This window comes from Thiomicrolovo sp. ZZH C-3 (assembly GCF_054862725.1).
Genome location: NZ_JBTKXX010000001.1, coordinates 1,180,061 through 1,204,369, shown reverse-complemented (window position 1 = coordinate 1,204,369; position 24,309 = coordinate 1,180,061). Strand labels below are relative to the sequence as shown.

Here is a 24,309-nt window from a genome sequence, read left to right as displayed (position 1 = left end):
ATTTTTTCAGGGTTGACCGATGGGCACAGAAAAATCCCGGCAGCATATCTACATCATCAAACAGCGCAAAAAAGTCACGCTTTCCAGCGGCCCTTTTGAGTACGAAGAACTCCTGGGGAAATGTACGAGCACCGAAGAGGCGAAAAAGATTCTTGACGCCCACCCGGACGCCTATATCTCCGAAGACTCCACCTACAGCAACTCCGACCTCTTCCGCTACGAATAGCGCACCGTTTACACACGATTAAATAGCGCATTCTATACTTGGGATATTTCATTCAAAGGATGATTGATGCCCAGAAAACACCTACTGATCAGTTCCATTCTTTCCGCCGTGCTGACCCTCCAGGCCGCGGCCGTCACCTTTGACGAAATGCCCCCGGTGACCAAGCGGATGATGCCCAACGGCCCCAACGAGGTCCTCTCGTTCAGCCCGGCCGTTGAACAGGCGAAAGCCTCCATCGTCTACATCTCGTCGAAACAGACGCGCTCGCAGAAATACATGCAGCAGATGCACCCGTTCTTCGAACAGTTCTTCGGCCGCCGCTACAACCCCAACCCGCACCGCCAGAGCCTCGGTTCGGGCGTGATCGTCACCGGGGACGGCTATATCGTCACCAACAACCACGTCGTCGAAGATGCCGACACCATCATGGTCAAGCTCCCCGGTTCGCAAAAAGAGTACCGTGCCAAGCTCGTCGGCAGCGACCCCAAGTCCGATATTGCCGTGATCCGTATCGATGCGGAGGGGCTCACACCGATCCGGATGGGGAGCTCCGCCGAGCTGAAGATCGGGGATATCGTCTTTGCCATCGGCAACCCCTTCGGCGTCGGCCTCAGCGTTTCGCAGGGGATCGTCTCGGCCCAGCATAAAAGCGGCATCGGGATCAACGAATACGAGAACTTCATCCAGACCGACGCCTCCATCAACCCCGGCAACTCCGGCGGGGCACTGGTGGACAGCCGCGGGGCGCTGATCGGGATCAACTCCGCCATCATCACCCGCAGCGGCGGCAACAACGGGATCGGCTTTGCCATCGAGGTCGACATGGTCAAAAGCATTGCCAAGAAGCTGATCGAAGACGGCAGCGTCACGCGGGGGTACCTCGGCGTCAGCATCGGCGACCTGACCAAAGAGCTGCACTCCCTCTATCAACATGAACAGGGGGGCCTGCTCAACGACATCGTTGCCGATTCGCCGGCGGCCAAAGCGGGGCTGAAACGGGGTGACCTCATTGTTGCCGTCGACAGTCACACGATCAAAAATGCCGCCGACCTCAAAAACACCGTCGGGATGTACCGCCCCGGCAGCCGCGTCAAAATCACCTATGAGCGCGACGGCGACACCGACAGCGTCTATGTCGACCTGACCGACCTGGGTGAGCAGGCCCAAAACGACACCGAGAGCATCTTCGAAGGGCTGAGCCTGCAGAACCTGGACGCGCAGCAGCGCTACCGCCTGCGGATCCCCGACGATGTCGAGGGTGTCCTCATTACCGAGGTCGATTCCGAGGGGGATGCGGCCATGCAGGGGGTCCGGCCCGGGGACATCATCGTCCAGCTGGAAAACACCCCCGTCACCGATATCGTCTCCCTGGCCAAAGCACGCAAAAATGCCAAGGGGCAGCTCAAACGTGTCTACCTCTACCGTAAAGGGCAGGTCTACGTCGTCGCCCTTCCCTAGGGGGCCTTCGGCTCCCACCCCGAATTGGCTACAATAGAGGGGAACAGACTCTTCCAGGAGATGAAGTATTATGCTCCTCTCATTCGCCCTGCGTATCACCGTCGCCTACCTAATCGTGATCGGCCTTATGCTCGCCACCGTTTATCAGCAGCACCATGCACGTCTGGAGGACTATGTCAACCAGCGCTTTGCGGACGTCATGACGCAGGTACGTGCACACCTGTCGATGGAGGAGTCCGAAACAGTCAGTGAAGAGATGCGTGAAGTGCTGCAACAGATGCAGATCCCCTACTTCGAGGCCTATGACGGGAAGGGCCATCTTCTCCACGCCTTTGCATCCAAAAGATGGGCGGTGCTGAAGCCTGAAACACCGCTGCCGGTCCTCTCGACAACCGGAGCGGATGATTTTTCGCTGATCGAACGCGGAGGTACCCCCTACCTTCGCTTTGCCACGGGACCGGCCGAGATCAGGAACCCTTTAGGCAAGCCCGTCATCAGGGCTTTCCGCGGCCTTCTTCCCGTCGATGGCACCATCATCCGGCGGATGCGTGAGCACTATACCAATGCCCTTTGGCTCGTACTCGCGACCGGGGCAGTTTTCGCCATCGCCCTTTTTCCGATGATTCTGCTCTATTACCGGCAGCTGCGCCAAAAAAACAGCGAATTGATCCACAGCTATTTCGGTACCGTCGCAGCACTCGGCAGTGCCGTGGCACAACGTGACAGCGGAACCTCAAGCCACAGTTACCGTGTCACGCACTATACGCTGAGGCTCGCCGAGGCCCTGCAGTGTTGCAGCGAAAAGCACATTGCCAATATCATCCTCGGCGCCTATCTGCATGATGTCGGCAAAATCGGTATCCCGGACGCGATCCTGCTGAAACCGGGCCGATTGAGCGATGAGGAGTTTGAGCTAATGAAAAGCCATGTGGAGAGAGGACTGGAGATTGTCCGTCACGTCACCTGGCTTTCCAAAGCCGGGAGAGTCATTGCAGGCCACCACGAAAAGTACGACGGCAGCGGTTATCCCAAGGGGCTGCGCGGCAGTGCGATCCCCCTGGAGGCACGCATCTTCAGCGTGGCCGACGTCTTTGACGCCCTGGGCTCACGGCGTCCCTATAAAGAACCCATGGCGCTTGACGCCTCCCTTGCCTACCTCAAAAGCCACGCCGGCACCCACTTCGATCCGGAGATCGTCGCGGTGTTCATCCGGATCGCCCCCGAGATCTACCGCGAGACACTGAACCGGAGCGAAGAGGAGCTTGAGCGCATGCTGCAAAAAGAGGCCGAGCCCTATATCAGCAGGCTCTAGACACTCTGCATCGCTCTTTTAGGAGAGGCGGTCGCGGTAGGTCTCGTAGCCGAAGCGCTTGACGATCTCCATCGCCCCGTTTTGCCGCAGGATGGCCAGTGCAGGAAGCTGCACGCCGTTGAAGGTCGTATTTTTGACGAAGGTGTAGTGGATCTGGTCCTCGAAGACGATCTGATCCCCGACCTGCAGCGGTGCGTCAAAGGCGTAGTCGCCCATAATGTCACCGGCCAGACAGGTATTGCCGCCGAGGCGGTAGGTATACGGTTTCTCCCCGGTCTCGGCAGCATCGCGTACCTCGGCGCGGTAGGGCATAGCCAGGGTGTCGGGCATATGTGCCTCGGCAGAGATGTCGAGGATGGCGATATCCATCCCGTTATGGACGATGTCAAGCACCGTCGCCACCAGCGGTCCGGTCTGCCAACCGACCGCTTCGCCCGGTTCGAGGTAGACTGTAACCCCGTTGTGGCGCTCCCGGAATGCGCGTATGACCTCGATCAGGCGATCGACGTCGTAGTCGGCGCGGGTGATATGGTGCCCCCCGCCGAAATTGACGTACTCGAGCCCGTCGATGTAGGCGCCGAACTTCGCTTCAAAGGCATCAAGGACCCCCTCGAGCGCATCGACGTTCTGTTCGCACAGGGCATGGAAATTGAGCCCGTCGAGTTTGGCAAGCTGCGTTGCGTCGAAATTCGCCGCCGTCGTACCCAGACGGCTATAGAGCCCGCAGGGGTTGTAGAGATCGACCGGTGACGAGGAGTACTCCGGATTGACGCGCAGGGAGACGGAAAGATTCGGGTTGACGCTTTTGACACGGTCGTAAAAGCGTTCGAGCTGATCCGGGGAGTTAAAGACGATATGGTCGGAGATCGCCGCGATCTCGTCGATCTCCTGCGCTTTATAGGCCGGGGAGTAGGTATGCACCTCTTTGTCCATCTTTTCCCGGGCCAGTTTCGCCTCGTGCAGGCCGCTGGCCGTACACCCCTGCAGGTATCGCCCAACGAGCTCGAACGTCGACCACATAGCAAAGCCCTTGAGCGCCAGGATGATCTTCGCACCGCTCTCGCGCTGGACACGATCGAGGAGCTTGAGGTTGGCCTCAAGACGCGCCTCTTCGCAAATATAAACCGGTGTTTCAACGTCATAATATTTTTTCATCGTGTTACTTTTCGATATAATTTCGTCCATGCAAAAATTTATTCTGGGTGCTGTGCTCGTCTTTATCGCCGTCACCCTCTATTCACTCTACGACATTATAACCTCTTCCCCCGTTGAAAATGAACCAGTTGAGGCCCCGATCGAGAGCAGACCGGTCGCCGAAAAACCGAAACCGAAACCGGTACCGACACTGAGCGCCGGCGAACGCAAAGCCCGCTTTATCCAACAGATCCTTCCGGCCGTCAAAGCCGTCAAAGCCGAACTGGATGCGGAATACGCCCGGGCGAAAATGCTGATCGACAAACCGGAACGTTCGGCGGACGAGGACGCGTGGCTCCAGGCGCAGATGCAGCGCTACAACGTTACCGGCTATCCCTGCCTTCTGCGCAGTATGCACACACACCCCGTCAGCCTCGTGATCGCCCAGGCGGCCCTGGAGACCGGGTGGGGAAGCTCCCGTTTCTTCAAAGTGGCCAATAACGTATTCGGCATCTGGTCCTACAACAAGCACGAGCCCCGTATCGCGGCCTCGGAGCAGCGTGGCACCAAAACGATCTATGTCAAGAAGTTCGCCACCCTCGATGATGCGATCCGCGGCTATTTTACGATGATCGCCAAGGGGTACGCCTACAGCGGGCTGCGCCGCGCCCGCACCCAGACGGACAACCCCTTCGTGCTGCTGCGCTACCTGCGCCGCTACTCGGAACTGCGCGACGAATACGTCGCCCGACTCTACTATGTCATGAAAGCCAATAAGCTCTATACCTACGACACCCCTTCCTATGCGCCGATTGCGCTGGTCGATATTGTCCCGGAGTATGTGGCGCAGAAGATGGAAGAAGCTGCGAAGAAGAAAGCGGCCGAAGAGCCGATGTGTGCCCTCAATGAGGTCAAAGTGGAGGGCGAGGAGCGCGAACCGGTCCCCTGCGAAGAGGAGGAACCGGAAACGAACCTTACGCGTCCAGCTCCCGGACTTTCCACGGTAAGCCCTGCGCGTTCATTTCGTCCATAAACGGATCCGGGTCGAACTGTTCCATGTTCCAGACCCCCTCCTGATACCACTTTTTCTCCAGCATCAGTTTCGCACCGATCATCGCCGGCACGCCCGTCGTGTAGGAGACGCCCTGTGATTTGACCTCGGCGTAGCACGCCTCGTGGTCTTTCACCTGGTAGATGTAGACCTTCCGTTTCTTGCCGTCTTTGAGCCCTTCGGCGACGATCCCGATATTCGTCTTGCCCTTGGTGCGCGGCCCCAGGGTCGCGGGGTCGGGCAGGAGGGTGCGGAGGAACTCGATCGGCACGATCTTCTGCCCCTGGTGCTCCACCGGTTCGATGCCCAGCATCCCGACGTTCTCGAGGCACTTCATATGGGTCAGGTAGCTCTCGCCGAAGGTCATGAAGAAGCGGATACGCTTGAGGCCTTTGATATGCTTCACGAGCGACTCCATCTCCTCGTGGTAGAGCAGGTAACTCTCCTTCGGGCCGATCTCCGGGTAATCCCAGCTCATGTGGATCTGCATCGGATCCGTCTCGATCCACTCGCCCTCTTCCCAGTAGCGCCCTTTCGCGCTGACTTCGCGGAGGTTGATCTCCGGGTTGAAGTTCGTTGCAAATGGGTAGCCGTGGTCGCCGGCGTTGCAGTCCAGGATATCGATGGTATGAATCTCGTCGAAATAGTGTTTCTGGGCGTAGGCGCAGAAGACGTTGGTCGCGCCCGGGTCGAAGCCGCTGCCCAGCAGCCCCATGATCCCCGCCTGCTTGAAGGCCGCGTCGCGGGCCCACTGCTCTTTATACTCAAACTTCGCCTCGTCCGGATGCTCGTAGTTGGCCGTATCCAGGTAGTCGACGCCCGTCTCGACACAGGCATCCATAATGGAGAGGTCCTGGTAGGGAAGCGCCACGTTGATCACGATGTCCGCCCCGACCTTCCGGATGAGGGCTGCCGTCTCCTCGACGCTGTCCGCATTGACCTGCTCAATCGCGACCGCGCCGGCCGGGAGCTCGTCCGCGATCGCCTTGCAGCTTTCGAGTCTGCGGCTCGCCAGGACGATCTTTGTAAACGTTTCGCCGTTCATAACACACTTGTGCGTCACCACGCGGCCGACCCCGCCCGCGCCGATAATCAATACAGTAGCCATTCTTCTACCTCGTCATTAAATTCACCTCAAATAGTAACCTATTTCCGTTTAAGCAGCCCCCCGAAAATAGGCCGATTGTTGCCGGAGCGTAATCTTGCTATACTGTCTTGAAATCGTGCGAAAAGGAGCGGTATGCCTTCTGTCGTCCTCTGGGTGGAAGCGTTCTCGGGGCTCGGTCTGTTTCTCTTCGGGATGCTCTATCTGGAGAGCCAGATCCGCCAGTCCGCCGGTCATGCCTTCAAGAGCATCGTCCAGCGGGCGACCGGCACCCCGCTTCGCAGCCTGATGACCGGGCTCGGTGCGACGGCCCTCTTTCAAAGCTCTTCGGTCGTCACCCTGATGGCGCTGTCGCTCGTCGGGGCACAGCTGATGAGTCTGGGCGGCGCCATCGCCGTCGTCTTCGGCGCCAACCTCGGTACCACCGTCACGGCCTGGATCATCGCCCTGGTCGGCTTCAAACTCGATATCCGGCTGCTCTCGTATCTGCTGATCGGTATCGGGGGCCTCGGCGGCGTCCTCGCCTCCCCGGAGAGCCGCTGGAAAAAACATTTCGGCGTCATGGTCGGGTTCGGGCTCCTCTTCCTGGGCCTCGAGGGGATGAAAGGGAGTTTCAGCGGCTTTGCCGACACCGTCGAACTGACGGCCTTCAACAACTGGCCCCCCTACCTGTTCGTCCTGATCGGTTTTGCCCTTACGGGCCTGATCCAGTCCAGTTCCGCCGCGATCGCGATCGCCCAGAGTGCGCTTTACAGCGGCATTATCGGCTTTCCCGCCACCGCCGCGTTCGTCATCGGAGCCAATCTCGGCACCACGGTCACGGCCATTCTCGGTGCCCTCGGCGGCACCCCGGACAAAAAACGGACCGCCCTGGCCCATGTGCTTTTCAATATTTCAACGGCCGCAGTGGCCATGATGCTGATGGGAGCGATGATCTGGGGGATCGACCGTTTTGCCGCCGCGGCAGACGGTGTGGTCAAAATCGCCCTCTTCCATACCCTGTTCAACCTGCTCGGGGTCCTGCTCTGGTACCCCTTCATCCCGCTGCTTGAACGCCTGCTGCTACGCACCTTCAAGAAAACACCGCTGCAGGTGACCAAGTGGATCCATAATGCCCCCGTCACGGTCCCGGACATGGCGATCGATGCGCTCAGAAACGAGGTCAACGCCCTCTCGAACCGGGTCGAAGAGTTCGCCCTGCTCGCCATCGACATCTCACCGCCCAAAGCGTTCGAGGCGGGCCTCTCCGTCGACAAGCTCCTCGAAGCGCCGCAGAAACATTTTGATATCGTCTTTGACCGCCTCTATGCCAAGATCCGGCGCCATGAGGGTGAGATCTACCGCTACATCATCCTGCTCTCCCCCCACTGTCCCGAGGAGGAGAAGCAGGTGCAGCTGCTGAACCTGCAGCACACCATCGCCTACCTCGCCACGGCGGCCAAGGCGATCAAGGATATGCTCTACGACATCGAACGCCTTTACGATGCCGCGTCTCCGGAGGAGCAGGCCTTCTACAGAGATCTCCGGTACCAGATCCTCAAAAGCGTACTGACCTACCATGCGGTCGCACAGGGTGCCGAAGCGGAACGGGAGGTGCTCGAAGAGACCTACCGGCGGGTCGCGAACTCCTACAAGAACAGCATGGCGGTCATCGAGGCCATCGCCCAGAACCCCGCCATCCCCTCGGAGATGACGACGATCACCGTCAATGCCCTGCACCTGGTCAAGAGCTTTACCAAGTCCCTGCGCAACGCCTTGCCCAAGGGGCCTCTTCTTAATCAATCATGACCTATAATGGTAAGATTGAACTTTGAGACAAGAGTAAACCATATGAAGCAGGATAAACGGGTCATCGGCTGGCGCGAACAGGTCGGACTGCCGGCACTGGGCGTCGACGCCGTCAACTGTAAAATCGACACCGGGGCCAAAACGTCCGCCCTCCATGCCTTTTACGTCGAAGCCTTCGCGCGTGAGGGCAAAAAGATGGTGCGGTTCGGACTGCACCCGAATCAAAACGACACGGAGACGGTCGTCGAGTGCGTTGCCGAACTCTTTGATGTGCGCACCGTCAGCGATTCGGGCGGTCACCGGGAGGAGCGCTACGTCATCCTGACGCCGATCCGTATCGGGCATGAGACCTTTGACGCCGAGATCACCCTGACCAACCGCGACACGATGGTGTTCCGGATGCTGCTGGGGCGCCGTGCCATGGAGAAACGTTTCATCGTCGATCCCGATGCCTCTTATCTTGCCGGGGAGCCTACCGAATGAAAATTGCCATCCTTTCACGCAACAGGAATCTCTACTCGACCCGCCGCCTCGTCGAAGCAGCCCTTGAACGCGGACACGAGGTGGAGGTCATCGACACCCTGCGCTGCTATATGAATATCACCTCCGAGCGTCCCTCCATGCACTACAAGGGCGAGGACCTCGTCGGGTTCGATGCCGTCATCCCCCGCATCGGCGCCTCGATCACCTTCTACGGCACGGCGGTCCTGCGCCAGTTCGAGGTGATGGGGCTGCACTCCCTCAACGACTCCATCGCCATCAGCCGCGCCCGGGACAAGCTGCGCTCCATGCAGCTGCTCGCGCGCAAAGGGGTCGGGATGCCGATCACCGGCTTTGCCCGCAATCCCGACGACATCGAAGACGTGCTCAATATGGTCGGGGGCGCCCCGGTCGTCATCAAGCTGCTCGAAGGGACCCAGGGGATCGGGGTCGTCCTGGCCGAGACAAAAAAGGCGGCCGAGAGCGTTATCCAGGCCTTTATGGGGCTCAATGCCAACATCATGGTCCAGGAGTTCATCAAGGAGGCGGGCGGTGCGGATATCCGCTGCCTCGTGATCGGCGACAGGGTTGTTGCCGCGATGAAACGCCAGGGACCCGAGGGGGAGTTCCGCTCCAACCTGCACCGCGGCGGCAGCGCCCGGATGATCAAGATCACCCCGGACGAACGCGCAGCCGCCGTTGCCGCCGCCAAGGCGATGGGCCTTCAGGTGTGCGGCGTCGATATGCTCCGCTCCAAACGCGGCCCGCTGATCATGGAGGTCAACTCCTCCCCCGGCCTCAAAGGCATCGAAACGGCCTCCGGCAAGGACATCGCCGGACTGATTATCCAGCACCTTGAAAAGGCCAGCAGCAAGCCCCGCGCCAAGAAGCCGAGGCTCTCACCGATGTAAAGGGGCGTGACGATGTTCGAGATCGCAGGTACCACCGTCGCCAAAGGGGAGCGCAAAGTCATCCCGATCCCCCTGCCCGCCCTCTACTCCGAAAAACGGATCGATATGCCGGTCGAGGTGATCCGGGGCAAACGCAGGGGGCCGACCCTCTTTGTCAGTGCGACGATCCACGGGGATGAACTTAACGGTATCGAGATCATCCGGCGCCTGCTGCAGCTGCCCCAGATGGCCAAACTCCGCGGCACCCTCCTGGCCGTTCCCGTCGTCAACCCCTACGGCCTGATCCAGCACTCGCGCTACCTCCCCGACCGCCGCGATCTCAACCGTTCCTTCCCCGGCATGCAAAAAGGGAGCCTCGCTTCCAAAGTCGCCAAAACCTTTATGGACGAGATCGTTGAGAAATCCGATGCCGGTATCGACCTGCATACCGGTGCCGTTCACCGCTCGAACTTCCCCCAGGTGCGGGCCAATCTTGAGGATGAAACGACGCTGGCGATGGCCGAGGCGTTCCGTGCACCCGTGCTGATGCATTCGGCGCTGCGTGACGGTTCCCTGCGCGAGGCCGCCGTCGAAAAAGGGGTGCCGATTCTGCTGTATGAGGGGGGAGAGGCACTGCGCTACGACGAGCTCTCCATCCGTACCGGACTCAAAGGGATCGTCCACGTCATGCGCCACCTGGGGATGCTGCCGAAAACCTCCTATACCCCCAAGAAACTGCCGACCGTCACCGTCAGCAGCAGTAAATGGCTCCGTTCACCCCAAAGCGGTCTGATGCGCAGTTTCAAAGCGCCGGGAAGTTTTGTGCAGGAGGGTGAGCTGCTGGCGCAGATCGACGTGCCGCTGCAGCAGGAGTTGGTCGAGGTCCATGCCGAATTCGACGGGATCATCATCGGACGGCTGGAGACCCCGCTGGTCTACGAGGGGGATGCGATCTTTCATATCGCCACCAAGGAAAAAGCGCACACCATCTCCCACCTCGAAGCCCTGGAGGCCCTCGACGAGAGCGCCGTCGGCGAAGCGATGCCTTCCCTGCTGCAGGACCCTCCGCTGATCTGATCGGCCGCTAGAGGTAGAGGTCAGTCAACAGTGCCAGCATCTTCCTGACGGATTCCGTACGGACCGTTTCCGACGCGGTATGGTAACCGGTCGTCGGCAGCTGAAGGGTCGTCCCCTGCAGCGTCCCTTCCGCAGCCAGCCGCCCCATCTCCGTACTCCCCAGCGACGACGCCGTTCCGCCTGTAGCCACTGCAGCGGCATTCTGCGCCTCGATATAGCGGTCTTTGAAGCCGTAACGGATCCCAAGGCGGTCGCACCGTCCGGCGATCTCCTCCGTAAACGCCCTGTTGAACGGGGCGTTTGCATCGCGGTAACGCAGCACAATGTCCTGCGCATCGGCCGTTTCACGGTCGGGGAAAGGGCTGGTGTCCAGGACCAGAAGCCGGTCCGTCTCCCCATCAAAACGGCGGTACCACTCCAGCACGAAACGCCAGCTTTTGCCCGATTCTTCCTGCGCGGTGAAAAAGGCGCTCCCCTCGTATCCGCAGCGGTAGAGGTGCAGGATCAGTGCCGCGCTGATAACGTTATCGAGCTGGGCCGAAAGCATCCCGTCGCTGTTTCGGAGCGAATCGACATAGGCGACCGGCGTCCCCGGCAACAGGTATTCCAACCCTTGAACCTCAAAGATCAGGTTGTTGCGCCGCGGGCAGATGTAGGCCTTTTCAATCGTCCCCAGCCCGAGGTAGGTTCCCGACCGGGGCTCGTAGGCCTGGACCGCCTGCCCCGCGAACCGTTCCGAGATTGTATTCATCGTCTGTTCCGCTACCGAGTTGCCGATCAGGTCGGCACGGTTCTGGGTCAGAAACGCCGCGTACTGGAACTCGTTCGGTCCCGTACAGATCAGGCCGTGGCGGTCGATATGTGCCGAGAGCGTCCCCGACCCGGGCCGCCGTCCCTTAGCGAAAAGCACTCCCTCGTACAGGGTCGTGTCGATCCCGAGCTCGTCGAGCTCGCGTTTGAGCGTCAGGAAAAAGGGGTGTTCCGCCCCGACGACGGAGGGACGCCTCACAAGATATTTCAGGGTGTCAAGAAAAGCTTCGAATCCGGGCACGCTCATGAAGTGTACCCCTTGCCATGCGCTTCCATCAGGGCCAGCTCCTGCCGCCCGGAAAAACAGACTTTCGGATCCGGCGCGAACACGAGGCGCTCGTCCCGCCCCTCGTAATCGACCTGCCGCAGCAGGAGCTTCATCGTCTCGAGCCGCGCCCTGTGTTTGTCGCTGGAACGGATGACATGCCAGGGGGCCGCCGCATGGTCGGTGACCGTCAACATCTGGTACTTCATCTGCGTAAACTGCTCCCACATGCTCTGCGCCTGCATATCGATCTCGCTGAGCTTCCAGCGCCGCAACGGGTCGCTGCGCCGCTGCTCGAAGCGCAGGGCCTGCTTCTGTTTGCTGACGCTGAAATAGAGTTTGACGAGGAGCATCCCCTCTTCGGTCAATGCCTGCTCGAACGGGACGACGTGCTTGAGGAAAAGGGCATGTTCGCGCGGCGTGCAGAAACCGAAAACCGGTTCGACCATGGCCCGGTTGTACCAGCTGCGGTCAAAGAGGACAAGTTCGCCAAAATGGGGGAAGTGCTTGATGTAACGCTGAAAGTACCACTGGGAACGCTCCTCCTCCGTCGGCTTGCCCAGGGCGACGATGCGGTAATGCTTGGGATTCATGAACCGGCTGACACTGCCGATGGTCGTCCCCTTGCCCGCCGCATCGCGCCCCTCGAAAAGCACCATCATCTTCAGCCGGTGACGTTCGATATGCTGCTGCAGCTTGATCAGCTCCGCCTGGTAGGGGGCCAGGGCCAGGCTCTGCGCATGGATACGGAGCGCTTCATCCTGCTGTTCCGGTGTGAGGCCGTAGGTTTTCATGGTTTCGTCCGCGCGTTCAGTCGAGATAGTTCATGCTGTAAAGCACGCGTTCATGGGCATCCCGCGGCTGTTTCTGCCTGTCCACCGTCTCCAGCCGTTCCCGCAGACCCATGCCGTTGGCGATCTGGATCGCCAGCCCCGGCCGGGCGTTGAGTTCGAGCAGCAGCGCGCCGTCGTTTTTATCGAAAACGATATCGGCCCCCAGGTACCCCAGGCCCGTCATCTCATAGCATGACGATGCCATCGAAAGGACTGCCTCCCACTGGGGGACCTGCAGGTGGGCGAAGTCGTGGTGGGTGTCGGGATGGTGCGTCACGGGACGGTCGTGGATGACCGCCGAAAGTGCCGAACCATCCTTGATGCTCAATCCGACGCCGACGGCCCCCTGGTGCAGGTTCGCTTTCCCGTCGCTCTCCCGGGTCGGGCAGCGCATCATCGCCATCACCGGGTATCCCCGGTAGACGATGATGCGGATATCCGGCACCCCTTCGAAACTGTAATCAACAAACATCGGGTCGAAGGCGACGACCTTTTCGATGATGGCCGTATCGTAGCGGCCGCCCAGCGAGTAGAGGCCGCTGAGGATGTTGGAGAAGTGTTTGCGCAGGTCCGACAGGGAGAGGGCATCCCCGCTTGCCTTGATAAAGGTGTCGCCTTCACGGTGGGTGATGACGACGATCCCCTTCCCGCCGCTGCCGTAGTCGGGTTTGACGACAAAGCTCTCATAGGGGGCCAGCACTTTGTGAAGATCCCGCAGCTGGGACTGGCGTTCGATGGTCGCATAGAGTTCCGTGACCGGCACCCCCGAGGCGGTGGCCAGCTCTTTGGTCATCAGCTTGTTATCGACCATCGGGTAGAGGCTGCGGGGGTTATAACGGCCGATCAGCTCGATATTGCGGTAGTTCATCCCGACGATGCCTTTGCGCCGCAGCGCACCGAAGGTTACCAGTTTCATCGCCCGGCCATCGGTGCGAAGCGCACCAGTTCGGAGATGCGGTAGCCGGTGTAGCGGCCGACGAGGATGACCATCGCCAGGACAAGCAGCTGCAGTTCCGGAAAGGTAAAGGTGAGGTGGCGCACGAAGTCGTTATCCATCGCGAAGAAGGCGGCGATCGCGACAATGAGCGAACCGCCGACCTGCGTCAGCGCCTCCCGCGCACCGCTCTCCTCCCAGAGGATCGACATCCGTTCGATCGTCCAGGAGAGGATGATCATCGGGAAGAAGGTGATCTTGAGCACTTCATCGATGCCGAGTTTGAAACTGATGATACTCATCACCGACATGATACTGATGACGACGATGATCACGGCGGAGATCCTCGCCACCAGCAGCAGCTGCAGCCGGGAGAGGTAACTGCGCACGATCAGGCCGCTGGCGACGATCACGAAGAACATCGCCAGCCCGCTGATCAGCGTCGTCTGGATAAAGGCGAGGGCGAACAGCACCGGCATGAAGGTCCCCATGGTGCGGATCCCGATCAGGATACGGAAAATGACGACCACCAGCGCGCCGATGGGGATCAGCAGCAGCTGCTTGAAGGCGTTCTGCTGGGAACTCGGCAGGGTGTAGAGCGAGAAGTTCAGGAAGTCATTCCCCTGCCGCAGCATTTCGCGCTTGCTGAGCATGGAGGCCGCCACTTTGGCCTCGCTGACCGAGAAGCGGAGCCGCGCCTTGGCGATCCCCTTGGTCGTCATCATCGCCCGGTTGCCAAGCGCCCAGACGAAAAAGTTCTCCGGCAGCGTGATCTGCCCCGTTTTAAAGCTGAAGTAGCCCGACTCGTCCGTGCCTTTGACCTCCAGCAGCGTCACCGCCCGCCGTTTCTTCTGCCCGTCTTCGAGCATGATACCCCGTACCTTGCGGAACGGGATGTGTTCCCGCGCCAACAGTGCCATGACCAGGGAAGCCGTCGTCTCATTCTTCTTGGCCAGCAGCTCCTTGACCGCGTCGGTCGGCATTTCGGTATTGAACATATCGATCAACTGTGCCGCCAGGGAGATCGCATCGGCGGAATGCTCCCGCGCAAAGTTGAGGATCCCCGCCGCCGCGGCCTGCTCCGAGGCGTCCCAGAACTGCGTATCATCGTATGCCGGGGTCGTGTCCCATACCGCTTTGCGGTCCTGGGGCTCATAGAGTGCATCGGGCGTGACCCTGATCTTGTAAAAGAGCTTGCTTTTGTCGTCAAACTGCCGTTTCGTCCAGTGCAGCAGCTCGCCGTCGTGCATGGAAGCCGTCGTCATGCCGAAATCACCGGCTTCCCCCTCCCGCTCGAGGATCTTCATACCCGGCTGAAGCGATGGAAGGCGCAGCGAGACCGACGCGGCACCGCCGGTGCCTTCAAGGTCCACCTCCGCCGTCACCGTAAAAACGGATCGCTTGTCGTGTGGCGTCACCGGTACGCCGAGGTATACCACCTTGTACCAGGAGACGAAAAGTCCTGTCATCGCCAGGAGCATGACGATCATCAGTACCTGGAAACGTGACGAGATCACGGGGCTGTCACCAGTTCTTTGGCATATTTTCGGCTGACATCGACGATAAAGTGGTCATGCAGGAAATTGACACCGATCAGGATCTTGTATTTGAAGTTGCTCCGGTCGGTAAGCGTCACTTCCACCGCCTGGGTCACGTCGCTGAGGGTGAGTTTGAGCATGACGACCGCCCGGCGCTGGGAGGGGGCGCCGTGCTGCTTGATTTTGACAAAACGCACGACCTTGGCACGGATCTGCTGGCCGTTGACACTAAAGAGGGCCCAGTCCTGGCCGTCCTCATTGACGATCTGGAGTTCTTCCGCACCGATGGAGGTCGTATTCGCACCGGTGTCGATCCTGCCATCCAGCACGAAACCGCCCGGTTCGACGAACACCTTCTCCACTTTCCCGATCACCTGTTTCGTGCCGATCTCTCCCGCATCCGCCTCTTCGTCACTCCAGCTCACTTCGGCCGGTGCAACAACAGGGGGCTGCGGTTCCACTGCCGGCTCCGCAGCCGCCAGGGCGCTGAATGCCACAACATAAAGGATCGCCAGGAAGGTCCGTTTCTTCAAAATACGCCGCTCACTTTCATCGCCCGGTAGGGCTTTTTGGTTAAGATTGTAACAGAGAAAAGTGACTATGACAACTGTGATAACAGCGTATTGAGATCACCGAGGACGTTGATCGATGCGATCTTGCCGTTACGGAAATGGAAAAATGAGGCGCCGGTGAAGCTGATCCTGTTCCCCGACGCCGGATGGCCGAAAAGCGCCCCTTCATGCTTGCCCGTGTAGGAGACGTACGCAGCCGCCCTCTCCTTTTCGACGACGGTAATCTCGACGGCGTGGTAGAGGGCCGGGAACGCCTGCGTCACCATCGCGGCATAGTCCTTGAACCCCGCCAGTCCGTTCGCTTCGATCCCCAGCGATCCGCGGAAACGGATGTCGGGGTCCAGCAGGGTGTCGGCTACGCTGAAATCCTTCTCGTTCCACATCGCGTAATAGCGTTCAAGCAGCTGCTGCGGTTCCATTATGCCCTCACTCGTCATCGAAACGGTGCTTATGGGGGAAGCGTTCGATCGGCGCGAAATCGTCATCGTCGTCATCTTCCCATGATTCGTCGTTCTCAAAGTCGTAGGTAAAGATACGCTCGTATCCCCGCTTTTCCAGCTCCTCGTCAAGGGTCTCCGGAGCGTACCCTTTCGTTTGACAAACCGACAGGATCGCAGCGGCATCCGCTTCATCCACGCCGTTCAACTTCATTTCCATCTCGATATCAGAAATCGTCATTTCGACCTCAAACAGTATAGCGCCCATCGGCGCCGAGCATGGGCTATGCCCGACCATGACCGCGCGGGTGCGGCCAAAACTAAAACAAGTGCAAACCAGAAATTATACTCCTTTTTTTGCAAAAACAGCGCTATAATTTAGCCGGTTATTTCATGGGGCCAAGCCATGAAAAGCCGATCTGCCGGGAGGAGAAAACCTATGATAAAACAGAGTCTCTGGGGAGCGTGCCTGCTGCTTGCGGTGCTTACGCTGCATGCCGAAGAGCGCGACCCTATGGAAGTGTGCGATGAGCGTAACGAAGGCTGTATTGCCAAGTGTGACGGTATGGAGAATGCCTCGTCAGCGTGCTACGACAGCTGCGAAACCTCCTACCGGCGCTGCCTCGACATCGCCAACGGGTACACCCCGGATCTTCCGAGCAAGTATGGGGAGGATACCAACGCGAGCGCGAAAAAGGCTCAGAAGTAAAAGGCGATCAGCAGGGTACTGATCCAGATGGCGCCGGTCATGACCAGCGAAACGAATACGAGGGCCGCCCCCGCGTCCTTGGCCCGTTTGGCCAGTTCATGGTATTCGAGCGTCACGAGGTCCACGACGCGTTCGACCGCGCTGTTGGCCAGTTCGGCCAGGAGCGGGATAAAGAGGGAGATACTCAGCACCGCGCTATACAGCGGGGTGATCGGCAGCAGCCACGCAAAGGTGCCCATCCCGAAAAAGAGCAGCAGCTGCAGCTTGAACGAGCTCTCGTTACGGATAACCTCGATGAGGCCCGTCAGGGCGTAGCGCGTATTTTTGAACAGGGTGTAATCCGGTTTATTGAGCAATAGAATCCTTTAACTGCATGACCGCGTCGCGTACCGTATCCGCGCTGCTGGCAAGGGGCATCGGGGCACCGAAGACGACCGTCACGGGACGGCGCAGCCCCCGCCGTCCGCCGGCATGGGTCTTTCGGGTATAGGACCATCGGCTGCCGCACATCCCGTCGATGTAGAACGGCACGATCTCCCCCCGGTGACTTTGAGACGCTATTATCTCAAATCCACGGTAAAACTTTTCTATCTCGCAGTGCCGGCTGATCCCCCCTTCGGGGAAAATGGCTACGGCTTCCCCCGCGTTCAGGGCCGAAACCGCCTCTTTGAACGCCTGCTTCGACGCTTTGGGCGAGACGGGGATGGTCCGTCCCAGCCGAAACATCCACCCCAGCGCTTTCCATTCGTAAATGGCCCGCTCCATCATATAGCGCAGCAGTCGACGGCGCAGCGCGATCTGCACCAGCAGCCAGTCCATCCAGCTGACGTGGTTGCCCAGGAGCAGGACGGCACCGGCGGCAGGCACATGCTCCCGCCCCTCGCCCCTGACGCGGTAACGCAGCGACACCAGCAGCGCCGCCACCGTCCAGAGCAGCAGCAACACGCTTTTGCGCATCCTCACTCCCCGTTCCCGGCCAGCGAGGTGCTCCACCCCAGGTAGACCCCGTGGGCCTCGAGCGCGGTTTCGATCAGCGGACGGGTGACCGCCTCAAGCGCGTCGGGGGTACAGACATGCGTCCGTTCGTACAGCAGCCCGTGGGGGTAGTGCCCCTCCTCCTCCAGGTCCGTTTCGATCCGCACGCCCGCTTCGGCCAGGCCCGCCGCCGCGCGCTGCATCGCCGTACGCGTCTGGAAAAAGAGGTAGTGCTCTACCGGGCGCGCACAGGAGAGGTCGTCCCCGGCCGCGGACAGCTCCGCGATGATCTCGGCACTTTTGGCCTGCTGAAGCTCGAACGGATCGGGCGCGAGGGTATCGTGGTAAAAAGCGTGATGGGTATCGCGGGTCGCCCCGTACTCGATCTGGCCGTAACCGTACTGCTTGAACAGGTCCCGGAACTGCTGCTCGGCCCCCTTGCTCCAGGCGGCATAGTAATAGAGCTCCGCCCACCCCTCCTGCAGGCGCATCCCGGCATACAAGGCACCATTACGCAGTTCGAGCCGGTCGCTCAGCGCCGTATTGATCGCGTCGAGGACGCGGCGCTCCTCTGCGCCGCAGCCGCTCTGCGCATCCGGCGTTTTTAACGGTACGAAGCACCAGAGCATCCAGACCGTATCGTCGCTTTGGGGCTCAAAATCGAGGTTTGCCTCGATCGTGACCGGGGTATTTTCTTCATTTGTCGTCGTGTAGGTAACGTTCATGCACTGCCCTTGGTATAATGGCGCTATTTTAACAAAGATTGGGGAAGGAACAGATGGAGAGCATTATCGCGGTCACGGTTTTTTATCTGCTCCTCGAAGGGTTCGAGGTCGCCTGGCAGAAGGCGCCGACGATGCTGGAGATGCTCATACGGATCCGGCGCCGCTATGACAGAAGCATCTTCTACTTTCTTCTGCTGCACCCCACCTACTACTTTGCCATCTGGCTGATCCTGGAGACACGGATGGCGCTGCCCGCCGTCATGCTCCTCTTTATCAAAACCGTCGATATCGCGACAAAGATCGTGCTGATGCAGCAAGTATTCGAAAAAAGGGAAGTCTCGGAACAGCTGCACGAGATGCTCATCCTGCCGCTGGGAAGATGGATGCCCTACGCCGGTTTCGCCGTCTACCCGCCGCTGGTGCTGTGGGCGGTCCTCTAAAAGGTCAGCGCCCCTTTATCTCTTTGAGCGCCTCGGCGATCTTTGCTTTCTGCTCCTCGGAGAGCGACTGCGATTCGAGCTTCTCCATCAGTGATTCGCCGAGTCTGTCCATCCGCGCATTGTCATCGCGCTGGGCACGGCTGATCCGGCGTACGATCAAGTAAAAAAGTCCCGCCGCCATCATCAGCAGCAGCGCTGCGGCACTCAGCATCAGTCCCTCTACGGACATAGCCCCTCCCTTGTTTTCTGAATAGTATAGCGCAATGGCGGGGCCGAATCAATCGTTACAGCAGCGATTCGTAACGGGCGTCGGTCAGGGTTTTGAGGAAGGCGACGATGGCGTCCTCCTCCGCGTCGCTCAGCCCCAGGTTGCCGAGCTCGTCGACATTGATCGTCTCGGGTACTTCCGGCGTGCGCCACGGCAGTCCCGTCTCCGGGTTGAGCGCGCCGGCCACGTCACGGGTATTGTAGAAGTGCACCACCGCCTTCAGGGTCTTGAAGACGCCGTTGTGCATATAGGGGCCCGTCACCGCGATATTGCGCAGGGTCGCCACCTTGAACGCACCGTCCAGGGAGGGGTCGCCCGTCGTCTCCCCCAGGCCGAGGTCGCGGTAATCCACCACGGCACTGAGCGGGTTGTTCGGGTTGGTGCGGACCGCTTCATTGACGGGAACCCCGAGGTTGTCGAAGGTCGCGTCGGTAAAGAGGGCCGGTGTGCCACCCGAACCGACGTTGGGGTGACAGGCCGCACAGTTGCCCTTGTCTTCCCGCACGAACATCTCCAGCCCCCGGCGCTCCAGATCGGTCAGCTCCGCCTCCCCTCTGAGCCAGCGGTCGTATTTCGAATCAAAGGGCGCGAAGACGTCACTCTTCTCAAAGGCGGCGATGGCATCCCCGATCGCGTCGTAAGCCGCGGCATCGTCGTCGAAGACGCTGTCGCCGTAGAGTGCTTCGAGTTCCGTGACATAGGATGGGTTCGCCTTGACCCGCGCCACGACGCTGTTGAAATCGGGCATCTGCATCTCGACCGGGTTCAAAAACGGTCCCTTCGCCTGCGCCTTGAGGTCTGCGGCACGGCCGTCGTGGAACTGGCCGCCAAGCCAGAGGCCGCCGCTCCCTTCGCCCTCGCCCGCCTCGTCATCAAAATGAAACGCCGGGAAGAACGACGCGTACATCGCCGTCGGCGCGTTACGGTCGCCGATCGACACGTTGTCATCCCCGATGGAGACGGCGCCGAAATCATTCTGGGCCGTCAGCATACGCGGTTCGCTGAAGGCGCGGTTCACATCGTGACAGGAGGCACAGGCCTGATTCCCCGTATTCGAGAGGTTCGTATCATTAAAGAACGCCTCGCCGAGCGCGACCTTCTGCGGATCAAGACCGCCCTCACCCGATTCGTTACAGCCGCCGAGCAGCACCAGCAGGATTCCAAGTCCCGTAAGCGTACGTATTTTCATGTTGACTCCATTATTGATAATCATAATCGTTTTGGTAGTATGCAAAAGATATTCTTCAAAGAAGCTTTAATTTGATAGTGATTATCGATAATATTATTATAAATGTAACATTTTTGTCTTGGATGGGAGGTCGAAGAAGGAAGAAAGAGGCGCCGGGGCGCCGGCGCTATTCGTTGCGCAGCACCGTCAGAACGTCGACCTCGCTGGCTTTCTTCGCCGGGTACCACGACGAAAGAACGACAATGGCGAAGGCGCCGCCGAGGATGGAGACGAAATCCTGCCAGGAGAGGTCCAGCGCCAGGCGCGCCGTCGGGTAGACGTGTTTGGGCAGCGTGATGATGTCGAAGGTCTGCAGCACCCACACACCCGAAAGGCCGAGAATGGCCCCGGTGACGATCCCCCCGATACCGATGACGACGCCCAGTTTCAAAAAGAGCTTTTTGATCTGCGCCGGGGAGGCGCCCAGCGAAATGAGCAGCGCGATCTCGCTGCGGCGGTTCATCACCGTCATCAGCAGCGACGAGATGATGTTGACGGCCGCGATCAGGATAATGAGCATCAGCACGATGAAGAGCGAGCGTTTTTCCAGCTCGAGCGCCGCGAAGAAGTTGGCGTTGTCTTCCCACCACCCCTTGATGCGCACGCCTTCGGGCAGCACGTTACGCACCGCTTCGATCACCTTCTGGGGTTCCGCGGTCATAATGTGAATGCCGTCGTAGACGTTATCGGGCAGGTGCATGATCGTCTGCAGCGAATGCAGATCGGTGTAGCTGTAGGCCTTGTCATAGGCGCTCAGGCCCGAATCGAAGGTGCCGTCAATCACAAAACGCTTCAGCTTCGGCGTGACCGCCAGCCCGCCCGGTTCGATCTGGGTGAAGATGTACATCAGCCGGTCCCCTTTGTCGAGGGCGAATGCCTCCAGCAGCGCTTCGCCGACGAGGACCTTGAAATTCCCTTCCGGCAGCGTATCGAGCCCCTTCGCGACGACCGGGTTGACCTCCCGTTCGGCTTTGAAGTCCACGCCGAAAAGGTAGCCCCCCTCCAGCTGCGATCCGCTGCGGGCGATGACGGAAGCGGCGACGTAGGGGCTGAATTTGAGCTGAGGAAACTCCTGTTCAAGCTGCATCAGCAGCTCGCTGTTGACGCTGCCGTAAAAGCGCGGCACGATAGTGAGGGGGTAGTTCATGATCGTGAGTTTCTTCTTGAACTCGTTGTCGAAACCGTTCATCAGCGCCATGGCGATGATAAGGACCATGACGCCGAGCATGATGCCCAGGAAGGCGAGCATCGCGGAGAGGAAGATAAAGGGCTGCTCCCGGTCAAACCGCAGAAAGCGGCGCAGCAGGTAGTTCGTCAGGCTGCGCTGTTTTTTCAAGAGGCGAATGCCCCCTTCTTCGGTCCGCTCTGTCCGCAGCAGTTCTTGTATTTTTTACCGCTACCGCAGGGACAGGGGTCGTTGCGGGCCGGTTTTTTCGCGGAGGGCGCGTCTGCGGCTTCGTCGCTATCGCGGTTGAGCTGCATCTGCATCTCTTTTTGCTTGCGCTCGATCTCCTGTGCCCGGGCGAAGGCTTCGGCCTCCTCCTCCGGCGAACGGAGCTGGAAGCGGATGATCTGCAGGGTCTTGATCGTGTCGTACTTGATCGTCTCGATCAGCTCCGTAAAGAGGTTAAAGCTCTCTTTTTTGTACTCGACGAGCGGGTCTTTCTGGTTGTACGCGCGCAGGCGGATACCCGTTTTCATCGTATCCATGCGGTAGAGGTGTTCGCGCCAAGCTGTGTCGAGGGTCTTGAGGTAGATCTCGCGCTCGATGTCGCGGCGGACCGACTCGTCCACGACGGCCATCTTCGTATCATACGCCTCTTTGATCTCTGTATTGAGCTTCTCGGAGAGCTCTTCGAAATCGAGCCCTTCGAAGGCACCGTCCTCCGCGACGAAATGGAGCTCCTCCTGGAGCAGTTTCACGAGTTTCTCGAGGTCGAACTCCTCCCGGCCGCCGCCTTCGTAGATCTCGCACTCCGTCAGCGCCCGCGCCACGTACGCCTCGCGGATCTCGTTGACCTTGATGCCGATGTCGAATTCCGGGTCGAGCAGCTGGTTGCGGAAACGGTAAACGATCTTGCGCTGTTCGTTGGCGACGTCATCGTACTCGACGATCTGCTTCCGCCCTTCGAAGTGGAGGTTCTCGACCTTCTTCTGCGCCTTCTCGACGGCACGGGTAACCATTTTCGACTCGATATACTCGCCGTCTTCGACGCCGAGGCGCTCCATGATCGTTTTGATCTTGTCCGAACCGAAGATACGCAGCAGGTTGTCCTCGAGGCTCAGGTAGAACTGGCTGACCCCCGGGTCGCCCTGGCGGCCGGAACGCCCGCGCAGCTGGTTGTCGATACGGCGGTTCTCGTGGCGCTCGGTCCCGATGATGTAGAGGCCGCCCATCGCCTTGATCTCGTCGCTCACTTTGATGTCGACCCCGCGCCCGGCCATGTTGGTCGCGATCGTGACCGCGCCTTTCTCGCCGGCGCTCTTGATGATCTCACCCTCCTGGGCGTGGTTCTTCGCATTGAGGACGGTATGGGCGATCTTCTCGCGCTTCAGCAGCTCGTGCAGCACCTCGGACTTCTCGATGGAGGCCGTACCGACCAGGACCGGCTGCCCTTTGGCGTTGAGCTCTTTGATCTTCTCGATGGCGGCCTGGAACTTCTCGAGCTCGGTCTTGTAGATCAGGTCGTTGAGGTCTTCGCGGACGACCGGGACGTTCGTCGGGATGGAGACGACGTCGAGGCGGTAGATCTGGGCGAACTCCGTCGCCTCCGTCTGCGCCGTACCGGTCATCCCCGCCAGCTTGTCGTACATGCGGAAGTAGTTCTGGAAGGTGATGTCCGCGAGGGTCTGCGACTCCTCCTTGATCTGCACGCGTTCTTTCGCCTCGAGGGCCTGGTGCAGCCCCTCGGAGTAGCGGCGCCCCTCGGAGAGGCGTCCGGTAAACTCGTCGACAATAACGACCTCGCCGTCCTTGACGACGTAATCGACGTCGATCTCAAAGATGTAGTTGGCCTTGAGCGCCTGGTCGAGGTGGTGCGACAGGGAGGAGTTCTCGAGGCTGTAGAGGTTGTCGACGCCGAAGAGCTCCTCGGCCCTGGCGATCCCCTCTTCGGTGATCAGGACCAGGCGGTCTTTTTCATCGACGGTAAAGTGGGTCTCTTTACGCAACTGCTTGGCGATCTCGTCGGCGCGGACGTAGTTGTCGAGGGTCCGGTTGGTCGGACCGGAGATGATCAGCGGGGTCCGCGCCTCGTCGATAAGGATGGAGTCCACTTCGTCGACGATGACGAAGTGGTGGCCGCGCTGTACCATCTGGTCGCGGGAGAAGCTCATGTTGTCGCGCAGGTAGTCGAAGCCGAACTCGTTGTTCGTGCCGTAGGTGATATCAGCGGCATACTGCGTGCGCTTGGCCTGCGGATCGAACTCCCCCTCGAGGACCGTGCCGACCTCGTAACCCAGGAAGCCGTACAGCGGGGTGAGCTCCGTGGCGTCGCGCTGCGCAAGGTAGTCATTGACGGTGACGACGTGGACGCCTTTGCCCGTCATCGCGTTGAGCGCGACCGGCAGCGAGGCGACGAGGGTCTTACCCTCCCCCGTCTTCATCTCGGCGATGCGCCCCTCGTGCAGGACCATACCGCCGATGATCTGGACATCGAAATGACGCATCCCCAGGGTACGCTTGGCCGCTTCGCGCGTAATGGCAAAGGAGTCGGGCAGCACCTCTTCGAGGCTCTTCTCTTCGGCGCGCACGGCCGTTTTCAGTTCTTCGAACGCGGCCTGCAGTGCCGCATCGTCCATCGCTTCGTACGTCGCTTCGAGCGCATTGATCTTTTTCAGTGCCCGTTTGTAGCGTTTCAGCTCCCGGTCGTTCTTGGTGCCGAACACCTTGCCCATCATCGTCTGCAGCATCTTTTCCCTAGTTCCGGGCACCGGCAGTGCCCCTTTTTTTGCGCTGATTATAACTAAGCGAAGGTATCGTTTTTATAAAGGTGCCCTAACGGGGTATCCGGTCACCATTTTTGGTTACAATTGCACAAAAAAAGGTTCCCTA

26 protein-coding genes are annotated in these 24,309 nt (G+C 59.7%); 10 read left to right on the top strand and 16 right to left on the bottom strand.

Features of this window, described 5'->3' with window-relative positions:
- The first annotated feature begins 19 nt into the window (after positions 1-19).
- From ACXWTF_RS06195 to ACXWTF_RS06185, 3 genes are all read left to right on the top strand, one after another.
- Positions 20-226, top strand: a complete 207-nt coding sequence (locus ACXWTF_RS06195) for a hypothetical protein (RefSeq protein WP_461714136.1) — start codon at positions 20-22, stop codon at positions 224-226.
- 66 nt (positions 227-292) lie between these two features.
- Positions 293-1,684 carry a Do family serine endopeptidase gene (locus tag ACXWTF_RS06190; RefSeq protein ID WP_461714135.1) on the top strand — a complete coding sequence of 464 codons (1,392 nt, stop codon included), beginning with the start codon at positions 293-295 and terminating at the stop codon, positions 1,682-1,684.
- A 70-nt stretch (positions 1,685-1,754) separates the two neighbouring features.
- Positions 1,755-2,996: an HD-GYP domain-containing protein gene (locus tag ACXWTF_RS06185; protein WP_461714134.1), complete on the top strand. Its 1,242-nt coding sequence runs from the start codon at positions 1,755-1,757 to the stop codon at positions 2,994-2,996.
- Positions 2,997-3,014: 18 nt separating this feature from the next.
- Here the strand turns inward: ACXWTF_RS06185 and nspC are convergent, their stop codons facing one another.
- A complete protein-coding gene (nspC, locus tag ACXWTF_RS06180) occupies positions 3,015-4,151 on the bottom strand; it encodes a carboxynorspermidine decarboxylase (protein ID WP_461714133.1) in 1,137 nt (378 codons plus the stop codon).
- A gap of 28 nt (positions 4,152-4,179) precedes the next feature.
- On the opposite strand from nspC, the gene ACXWTF_RS06175 reads away from it, so the two are divergent.
- Positions 4,180-5,163: a glucosaminidase domain-containing protein gene (locus tag ACXWTF_RS06175; RefSeq protein WP_461714132.1), complete on the top strand. Its 984-nt coding sequence runs from the start codon at positions 4,180-4,182 to the stop codon at positions 5,161-5,163.
- On the opposite strand, the gene ACXWTF_RS06170 is transcribed toward ACXWTF_RS06175, so the two are convergent.
- Positions 5,105-6,289 (bottom strand): saccharopine dehydrogenase family protein, encoded by a 1,185-nt coding sequence (locus ACXWTF_RS06170; protein WP_461714131.1) that lies wholly within the window; start codon positions 6,287-6,289, stop codon positions 5,105-5,107. The two genes, ACXWTF_RS06175 and ACXWTF_RS06170, sit on opposite strands and share 59 nt — an antisense overlap.
- A 132-nt stretch (positions 6,290-6,421) precedes the next feature.
- Here ACXWTF_RS06170 and ACXWTF_RS06165 point away from each other — a divergent pair, with 132 nt between their 5' ends.
- The 4 genes from ACXWTF_RS06165 to ACXWTF_RS06150 are packed head-to-tail and all read left to right on the top strand — an operon-like array spanning position 6,422 to position 10,521.
- Positions 6,422-8,074 (top strand): Na/Pi cotransporter family protein, encoded by a 1,653-nt coding sequence (locus tag ACXWTF_RS06165; RefSeq protein WP_461714130.1) that lies wholly within the window; start codon positions 6,422-6,424, stop codon positions 8,072-8,074.
- A 42-nt stretch (positions 8,075-8,116) separates the two neighbouring features.
- Positions 8,117-8,557, top strand: a complete 441-nt coding sequence (locus ACXWTF_RS06160) for an ATP-dependent zinc protease family protein (RefSeq protein WP_461714129.1) — start codon at positions 8,117-8,119, stop codon at positions 8,555-8,557.
- Complete coding sequence (rimK, locus tag ACXWTF_RS06155; protein ID WP_461714128.1) at positions 8,554-9,465, top strand: 30S ribosomal protein S6--L-glutamate ligase; 912 nt, start codon at positions 8,554-8,556, stop codon at positions 9,463-9,465. The genes ACXWTF_RS06160 and rimK overlap by 4 nt, the downstream gene beginning before the upstream one ends.
- 12 nt (positions 9,466-9,477) lie before the next feature.
- Positions 9,478-10,521: a succinylglutamate desuccinylase/aspartoacylase family protein gene (locus tag ACXWTF_RS06150; protein ID WP_461714127.1), complete on the top strand. Its 1,044-nt coding sequence runs from the start codon at positions 9,478-9,480 to the stop codon at positions 10,519-10,521.
- A 7-nt stretch (positions 10,522-10,528) separates the two neighbouring features.
- Here ACXWTF_RS06150 and ACXWTF_RS06145 read toward each other — a convergent pair whose 3' ends face one another.
- From ACXWTF_RS06145 to ACXWTF_RS06115, 7 genes are all read right to left on the bottom strand, one after another.
- Complete coding sequence (locus tag ACXWTF_RS06145; protein WP_461714126.1) at positions 10,529-11,578, bottom strand: peptidase M42; 1,050 nt, start codon at positions 11,576-11,578, stop codon at positions 10,529-10,531.
- Positions 11,575-12,390: a polyphosphate kinase 2 gene (ppk2, locus tag ACXWTF_RS06140; protein ID WP_461714125.1), complete on the bottom strand. Its 816-nt coding sequence runs from the start codon at positions 12,388-12,390 to the stop codon at positions 11,575-11,577. Before ppk2 ends, ACXWTF_RS06145 begins: the two co-directional genes overlap by 4 nt.
- Before the next feature lie 16 nt (positions 12,391-12,406).
- On the bottom strand, positions 12,407-13,345 hold the full coding sequence (locus tag ACXWTF_RS06135) for an alpha-L-glutamate ligase-like protein (protein WP_461714124.1): 939 nt from the start codon (positions 13,343-13,345) through the stop codon (positions 12,407-12,409).
- Entirely contained in the window at positions 13,342-14,880 is a 1,539-nt protein-coding gene (locus tag ACXWTF_RS06130; RefSeq protein WP_461714123.1) for a UUP1 family membrane protein, read from the bottom strand. Before ACXWTF_RS06130 ends, ACXWTF_RS06135 begins: the two co-directional genes overlap by 4 nt.
- Positions 14,877-15,434 (bottom strand): ATP-dependent zinc protease family protein, encoded by a 558-nt coding sequence (locus ACXWTF_RS06125; protein WP_461714122.1) that lies wholly within the window; start codon positions 15,432-15,434, stop codon positions 14,877-14,879. Before ACXWTF_RS06125 ends, ACXWTF_RS06130 begins: the two co-directional genes overlap by 4 nt.
- Positions 15,435-15,499: 65 nt before the next feature.
- Entirely contained in the window at positions 15,500-15,892 is a 393-nt protein-coding gene (locus ACXWTF_RS06120; RefSeq protein WP_461714121.1) for an ester cyclase, read from the bottom strand.
- Between the two features lie 7 nt (positions 15,893-15,899).
- Positions 15,900-16,151 (bottom strand): hypothetical protein, encoded by a 252-nt coding sequence (locus ACXWTF_RS06115; RefSeq protein ID WP_461714120.1) that lies wholly within the window; start codon positions 16,149-16,151, stop codon positions 15,900-15,902.
- A 198-nt stretch (positions 16,152-16,349) separates the two neighbouring features.
- On the opposite strand from ACXWTF_RS06115, the gene ACXWTF_RS06110 reads away from it, so the two are divergent.
- Positions 16,350-16,619 (top strand): hypothetical protein, encoded by a 270-nt coding sequence (locus tag ACXWTF_RS06110; protein WP_461714119.1) that lies wholly within the window; start codon positions 16,350-16,352, stop codon positions 16,617-16,619.
- On the opposite strand, the gene ACXWTF_RS06105 is transcribed toward ACXWTF_RS06110, so the two are convergent.
- Genes ACXWTF_RS06105 through ACXWTF_RS06095 form a run of 3 tightly spaced genes read right to left on the bottom strand, consistent with a single transcriptional unit; the run spans position 16,610 to position 18,319 of the window.
- Complete coding sequence (locus ACXWTF_RS06105; protein WP_461714118.1) at positions 16,610-16,975, bottom strand: diacylglycerol kinase; 366 nt, start codon at positions 16,973-16,975, stop codon at positions 16,610-16,612. The two genes, ACXWTF_RS06110 and ACXWTF_RS06105, sit on opposite strands and share 10 nt — an antisense overlap.
- Positions 16,965-17,576, bottom strand: a complete 612-nt coding sequence (locus tag ACXWTF_RS06100) for a 1-acyl-sn-glycerol-3-phosphate acyltransferase (protein ID WP_461714117.1) — start codon at positions 17,574-17,576, stop codon at positions 16,965-16,967. The genes ACXWTF_RS06105 and ACXWTF_RS06100 overlap by 11 nt, the downstream gene beginning before the upstream one ends.
- Positions 17,577-17,578: 2 nt before the next feature.
- Positions 17,579-18,319: a DUF695 domain-containing protein gene (locus ACXWTF_RS06095; protein ID WP_461714116.1), complete on the bottom strand. Its 741-nt coding sequence runs from the start codon at positions 18,317-18,319 to the stop codon at positions 17,579-17,581.
- 53 nt (positions 18,320-18,372) lie between these two features.
- On the opposite strand from ACXWTF_RS06095, the gene ACXWTF_RS06090 reads away from it, so the two are divergent.
- Complete coding sequence (locus ACXWTF_RS06090; protein WP_461714115.1) at positions 18,373-18,759, top strand: hypothetical protein; 387 nt, start codon at positions 18,373-18,375, stop codon at positions 18,757-18,759.
- 4 nt (positions 18,760-18,763) lie between these two features.
- Here ACXWTF_RS06090 and ACXWTF_RS06085 read toward each other — a convergent pair whose 3' ends face one another.
- From ACXWTF_RS06085 to secA, 4 genes are all read right to left on the bottom strand, one after another.
- Complete coding sequence (locus ACXWTF_RS06085) at positions 18,764-18,988, bottom strand: hypothetical protein (RefSeq protein WP_461714114.1); 225 nt, start codon at positions 18,986-18,988, stop codon at positions 18,764-18,766.
- 55 nt (positions 18,989-19,043) lie between these two features.
- Positions 19,044-20,216, bottom strand: a complete 1,173-nt coding sequence (locus ACXWTF_RS06080) for a cytochrome-c peroxidase (RefSeq protein ID WP_461714113.1) — start codon at positions 20,214-20,216, stop codon at positions 19,044-19,046.
- Positions 20,217-20,382: 166 nt separating this feature from the next.
- Positions 20,383-21,591, bottom strand: a complete 1,209-nt coding sequence (locus ACXWTF_RS06075; RefSeq protein ID WP_461714112.1) for an ABC transporter permease — start codon at positions 21,589-21,591, stop codon at positions 20,383-20,385.
- The gene (gene secA / locus ACXWTF_RS06070; protein ID WP_461714573.1) at positions 21,588-24,167 is read right to left on the bottom strand and encodes a preprotein translocase subunit SecA; all 2,580 of its coding nucleotides are present in this window, start codon (positions 24,165-24,167) and stop codon (positions 21,588-21,590) included. Before secA ends, ACXWTF_RS06075 begins: the two co-directional genes overlap by 4 nt.
- Positions 24,168-24,309 lie beyond the last annotated feature (142 nt).

Excerpts from the sequence above, each read along its gene's own strand:
- ACXWTF_RS06195 (WP_461714136.1), top strand. The coding sequence starts at position 20 with ATGGGCACAGAAAAATCCCGGCAGCATATCTACATCATCAAACAGCGC.
- ACXWTF_RS06190 (WP_461714135.1), top strand. The coding sequence starts at position 293 with ATGCCCAGAAAACACCTACTGATCAGTTCCATTCTTTCCGCCGTGCTG.
- ACXWTF_RS06185 (WP_461714134.1), top strand. The coding sequence starts at position 1,755 with ATGCTCCTCTCATTCGCCCTGCGTATCACCGTCGCCTACCTAATCGTG.
- nspC (WP_461714133.1), bottom strand. The coding sequence starts at position 4,151 with ATGAAAAAATATTATGACGTTGAAACACCGGTTTATATTTGCGAAGAG.
- ACXWTF_RS06175 (WP_461714132.1), top strand. The coding sequence starts at position 4,180 with ATGCAAAAATTTATTCTGGGTGCTGTGCTCGTCTTTATCGCCGTCACC.
- ACXWTF_RS06170 (WP_461714131.1), bottom strand. The coding sequence starts at position 6,289 with ATGGCTACTGTATTGATTATCGGCGCGGGCGGGGTCGGCCGCGTGGTG.
- ACXWTF_RS06165 (WP_461714130.1), top strand. The coding sequence starts at position 6,422 with ATGCCTTCTGTCGTCCTCTGGGTGGAAGCGTTCTCGGGGCTCGGTCTG.
- ACXWTF_RS06160 (WP_461714129.1), top strand. The coding sequence starts at position 8,117 with ATGAAGCAGGATAAACGGGTCATCGGCTGGCGCGAACAGGTCGGACTG.
- rimK (WP_461714128.1), top strand. The coding sequence starts at position 8,554 with ATGAAAATTGCCATCCTTTCACGCAACAGGAATCTCTACTCGACCCGC.
- ACXWTF_RS06150 (WP_461714127.1), top strand. The coding sequence starts at position 9,478 with ATGTTCGAGATCGCAGGTACCACCGTCGCCAAAGGGGAGCGCAAAGTC.
- ACXWTF_RS06145 (WP_461714126.1), bottom strand. The coding sequence starts at position 11,578 with ATGAGCGTGCCCGGATTCGAAGCTTTTCTTGACACCCTGAAATATCTT.
- ppk2 (WP_461714125.1), bottom strand. The coding sequence starts at position 12,390 with ATGAAAACCTACGGCCTCACACCGGAACAGCAGGATGAAGCGCTCCGT.
- ACXWTF_RS06135 (WP_461714124.1), bottom strand. The coding sequence starts at position 13,345 with ATGAAACTGGTAACCTTCGGTGCGCTGCGGCGCAAAGGCATCGTCGGG.
- ACXWTF_RS06120 (WP_461714121.1), bottom strand. The coding sequence starts at position 15,892 with ATGGAACCGCAGCAGCTGCTTGAACGCTATTACGCGATGTGGAACGAG.
- ACXWTF_RS06115 (WP_461714120.1), bottom strand. The coding sequence starts at position 16,151 with ATGACGATTTCTGATATCGAGATGGAAATGAAGTTGAACGGCGTGGAT.
- ACXWTF_RS06110 (WP_461714119.1), top strand. The coding sequence starts at position 16,350 with ATGATAAAACAGAGTCTCTGGGGAGCGTGCCTGCTGCTTGCGGTGCTT.
- ACXWTF_RS06100 (WP_461714117.1), bottom strand. The coding sequence starts at position 17,576 with ATGCGCAAAAGCGTGTTGCTGCTGCTCTGGACGGTGGCGGCGCTGCTG.
- ACXWTF_RS06095 (WP_461714116.1), bottom strand. The coding sequence starts at position 18,319 with ATGAACGTTACCTACACGACGACAAATGAAGAAAATACCCCGGTCACG.
- ACXWTF_RS06090 (WP_461714115.1), top strand. The coding sequence starts at position 18,373 with ATGGAGAGCATTATCGCGGTCACGGTTTTTTATCTGCTCCTCGAAGGG.
- ACXWTF_RS06085 (WP_461714114.1), bottom strand. The coding sequence starts at position 18,988 with ATGTCCGTAGAGGGACTGATGCTGAGTGCCGCAGCGCTGCTGCTGATG.
- ACXWTF_RS06080 (WP_461714113.1), bottom strand. The coding sequence starts at position 20,216 with ATGAAAATACGTACGCTTACGGGACTTGGAATCCTGCTGGTGCTGCTC.
- secA (WP_461714573.1), bottom strand. The coding sequence starts at position 24,167 with ATGCTGCAGACGATGATGGGCAAGGTGTTCGGCACCAAGAACGACCGG.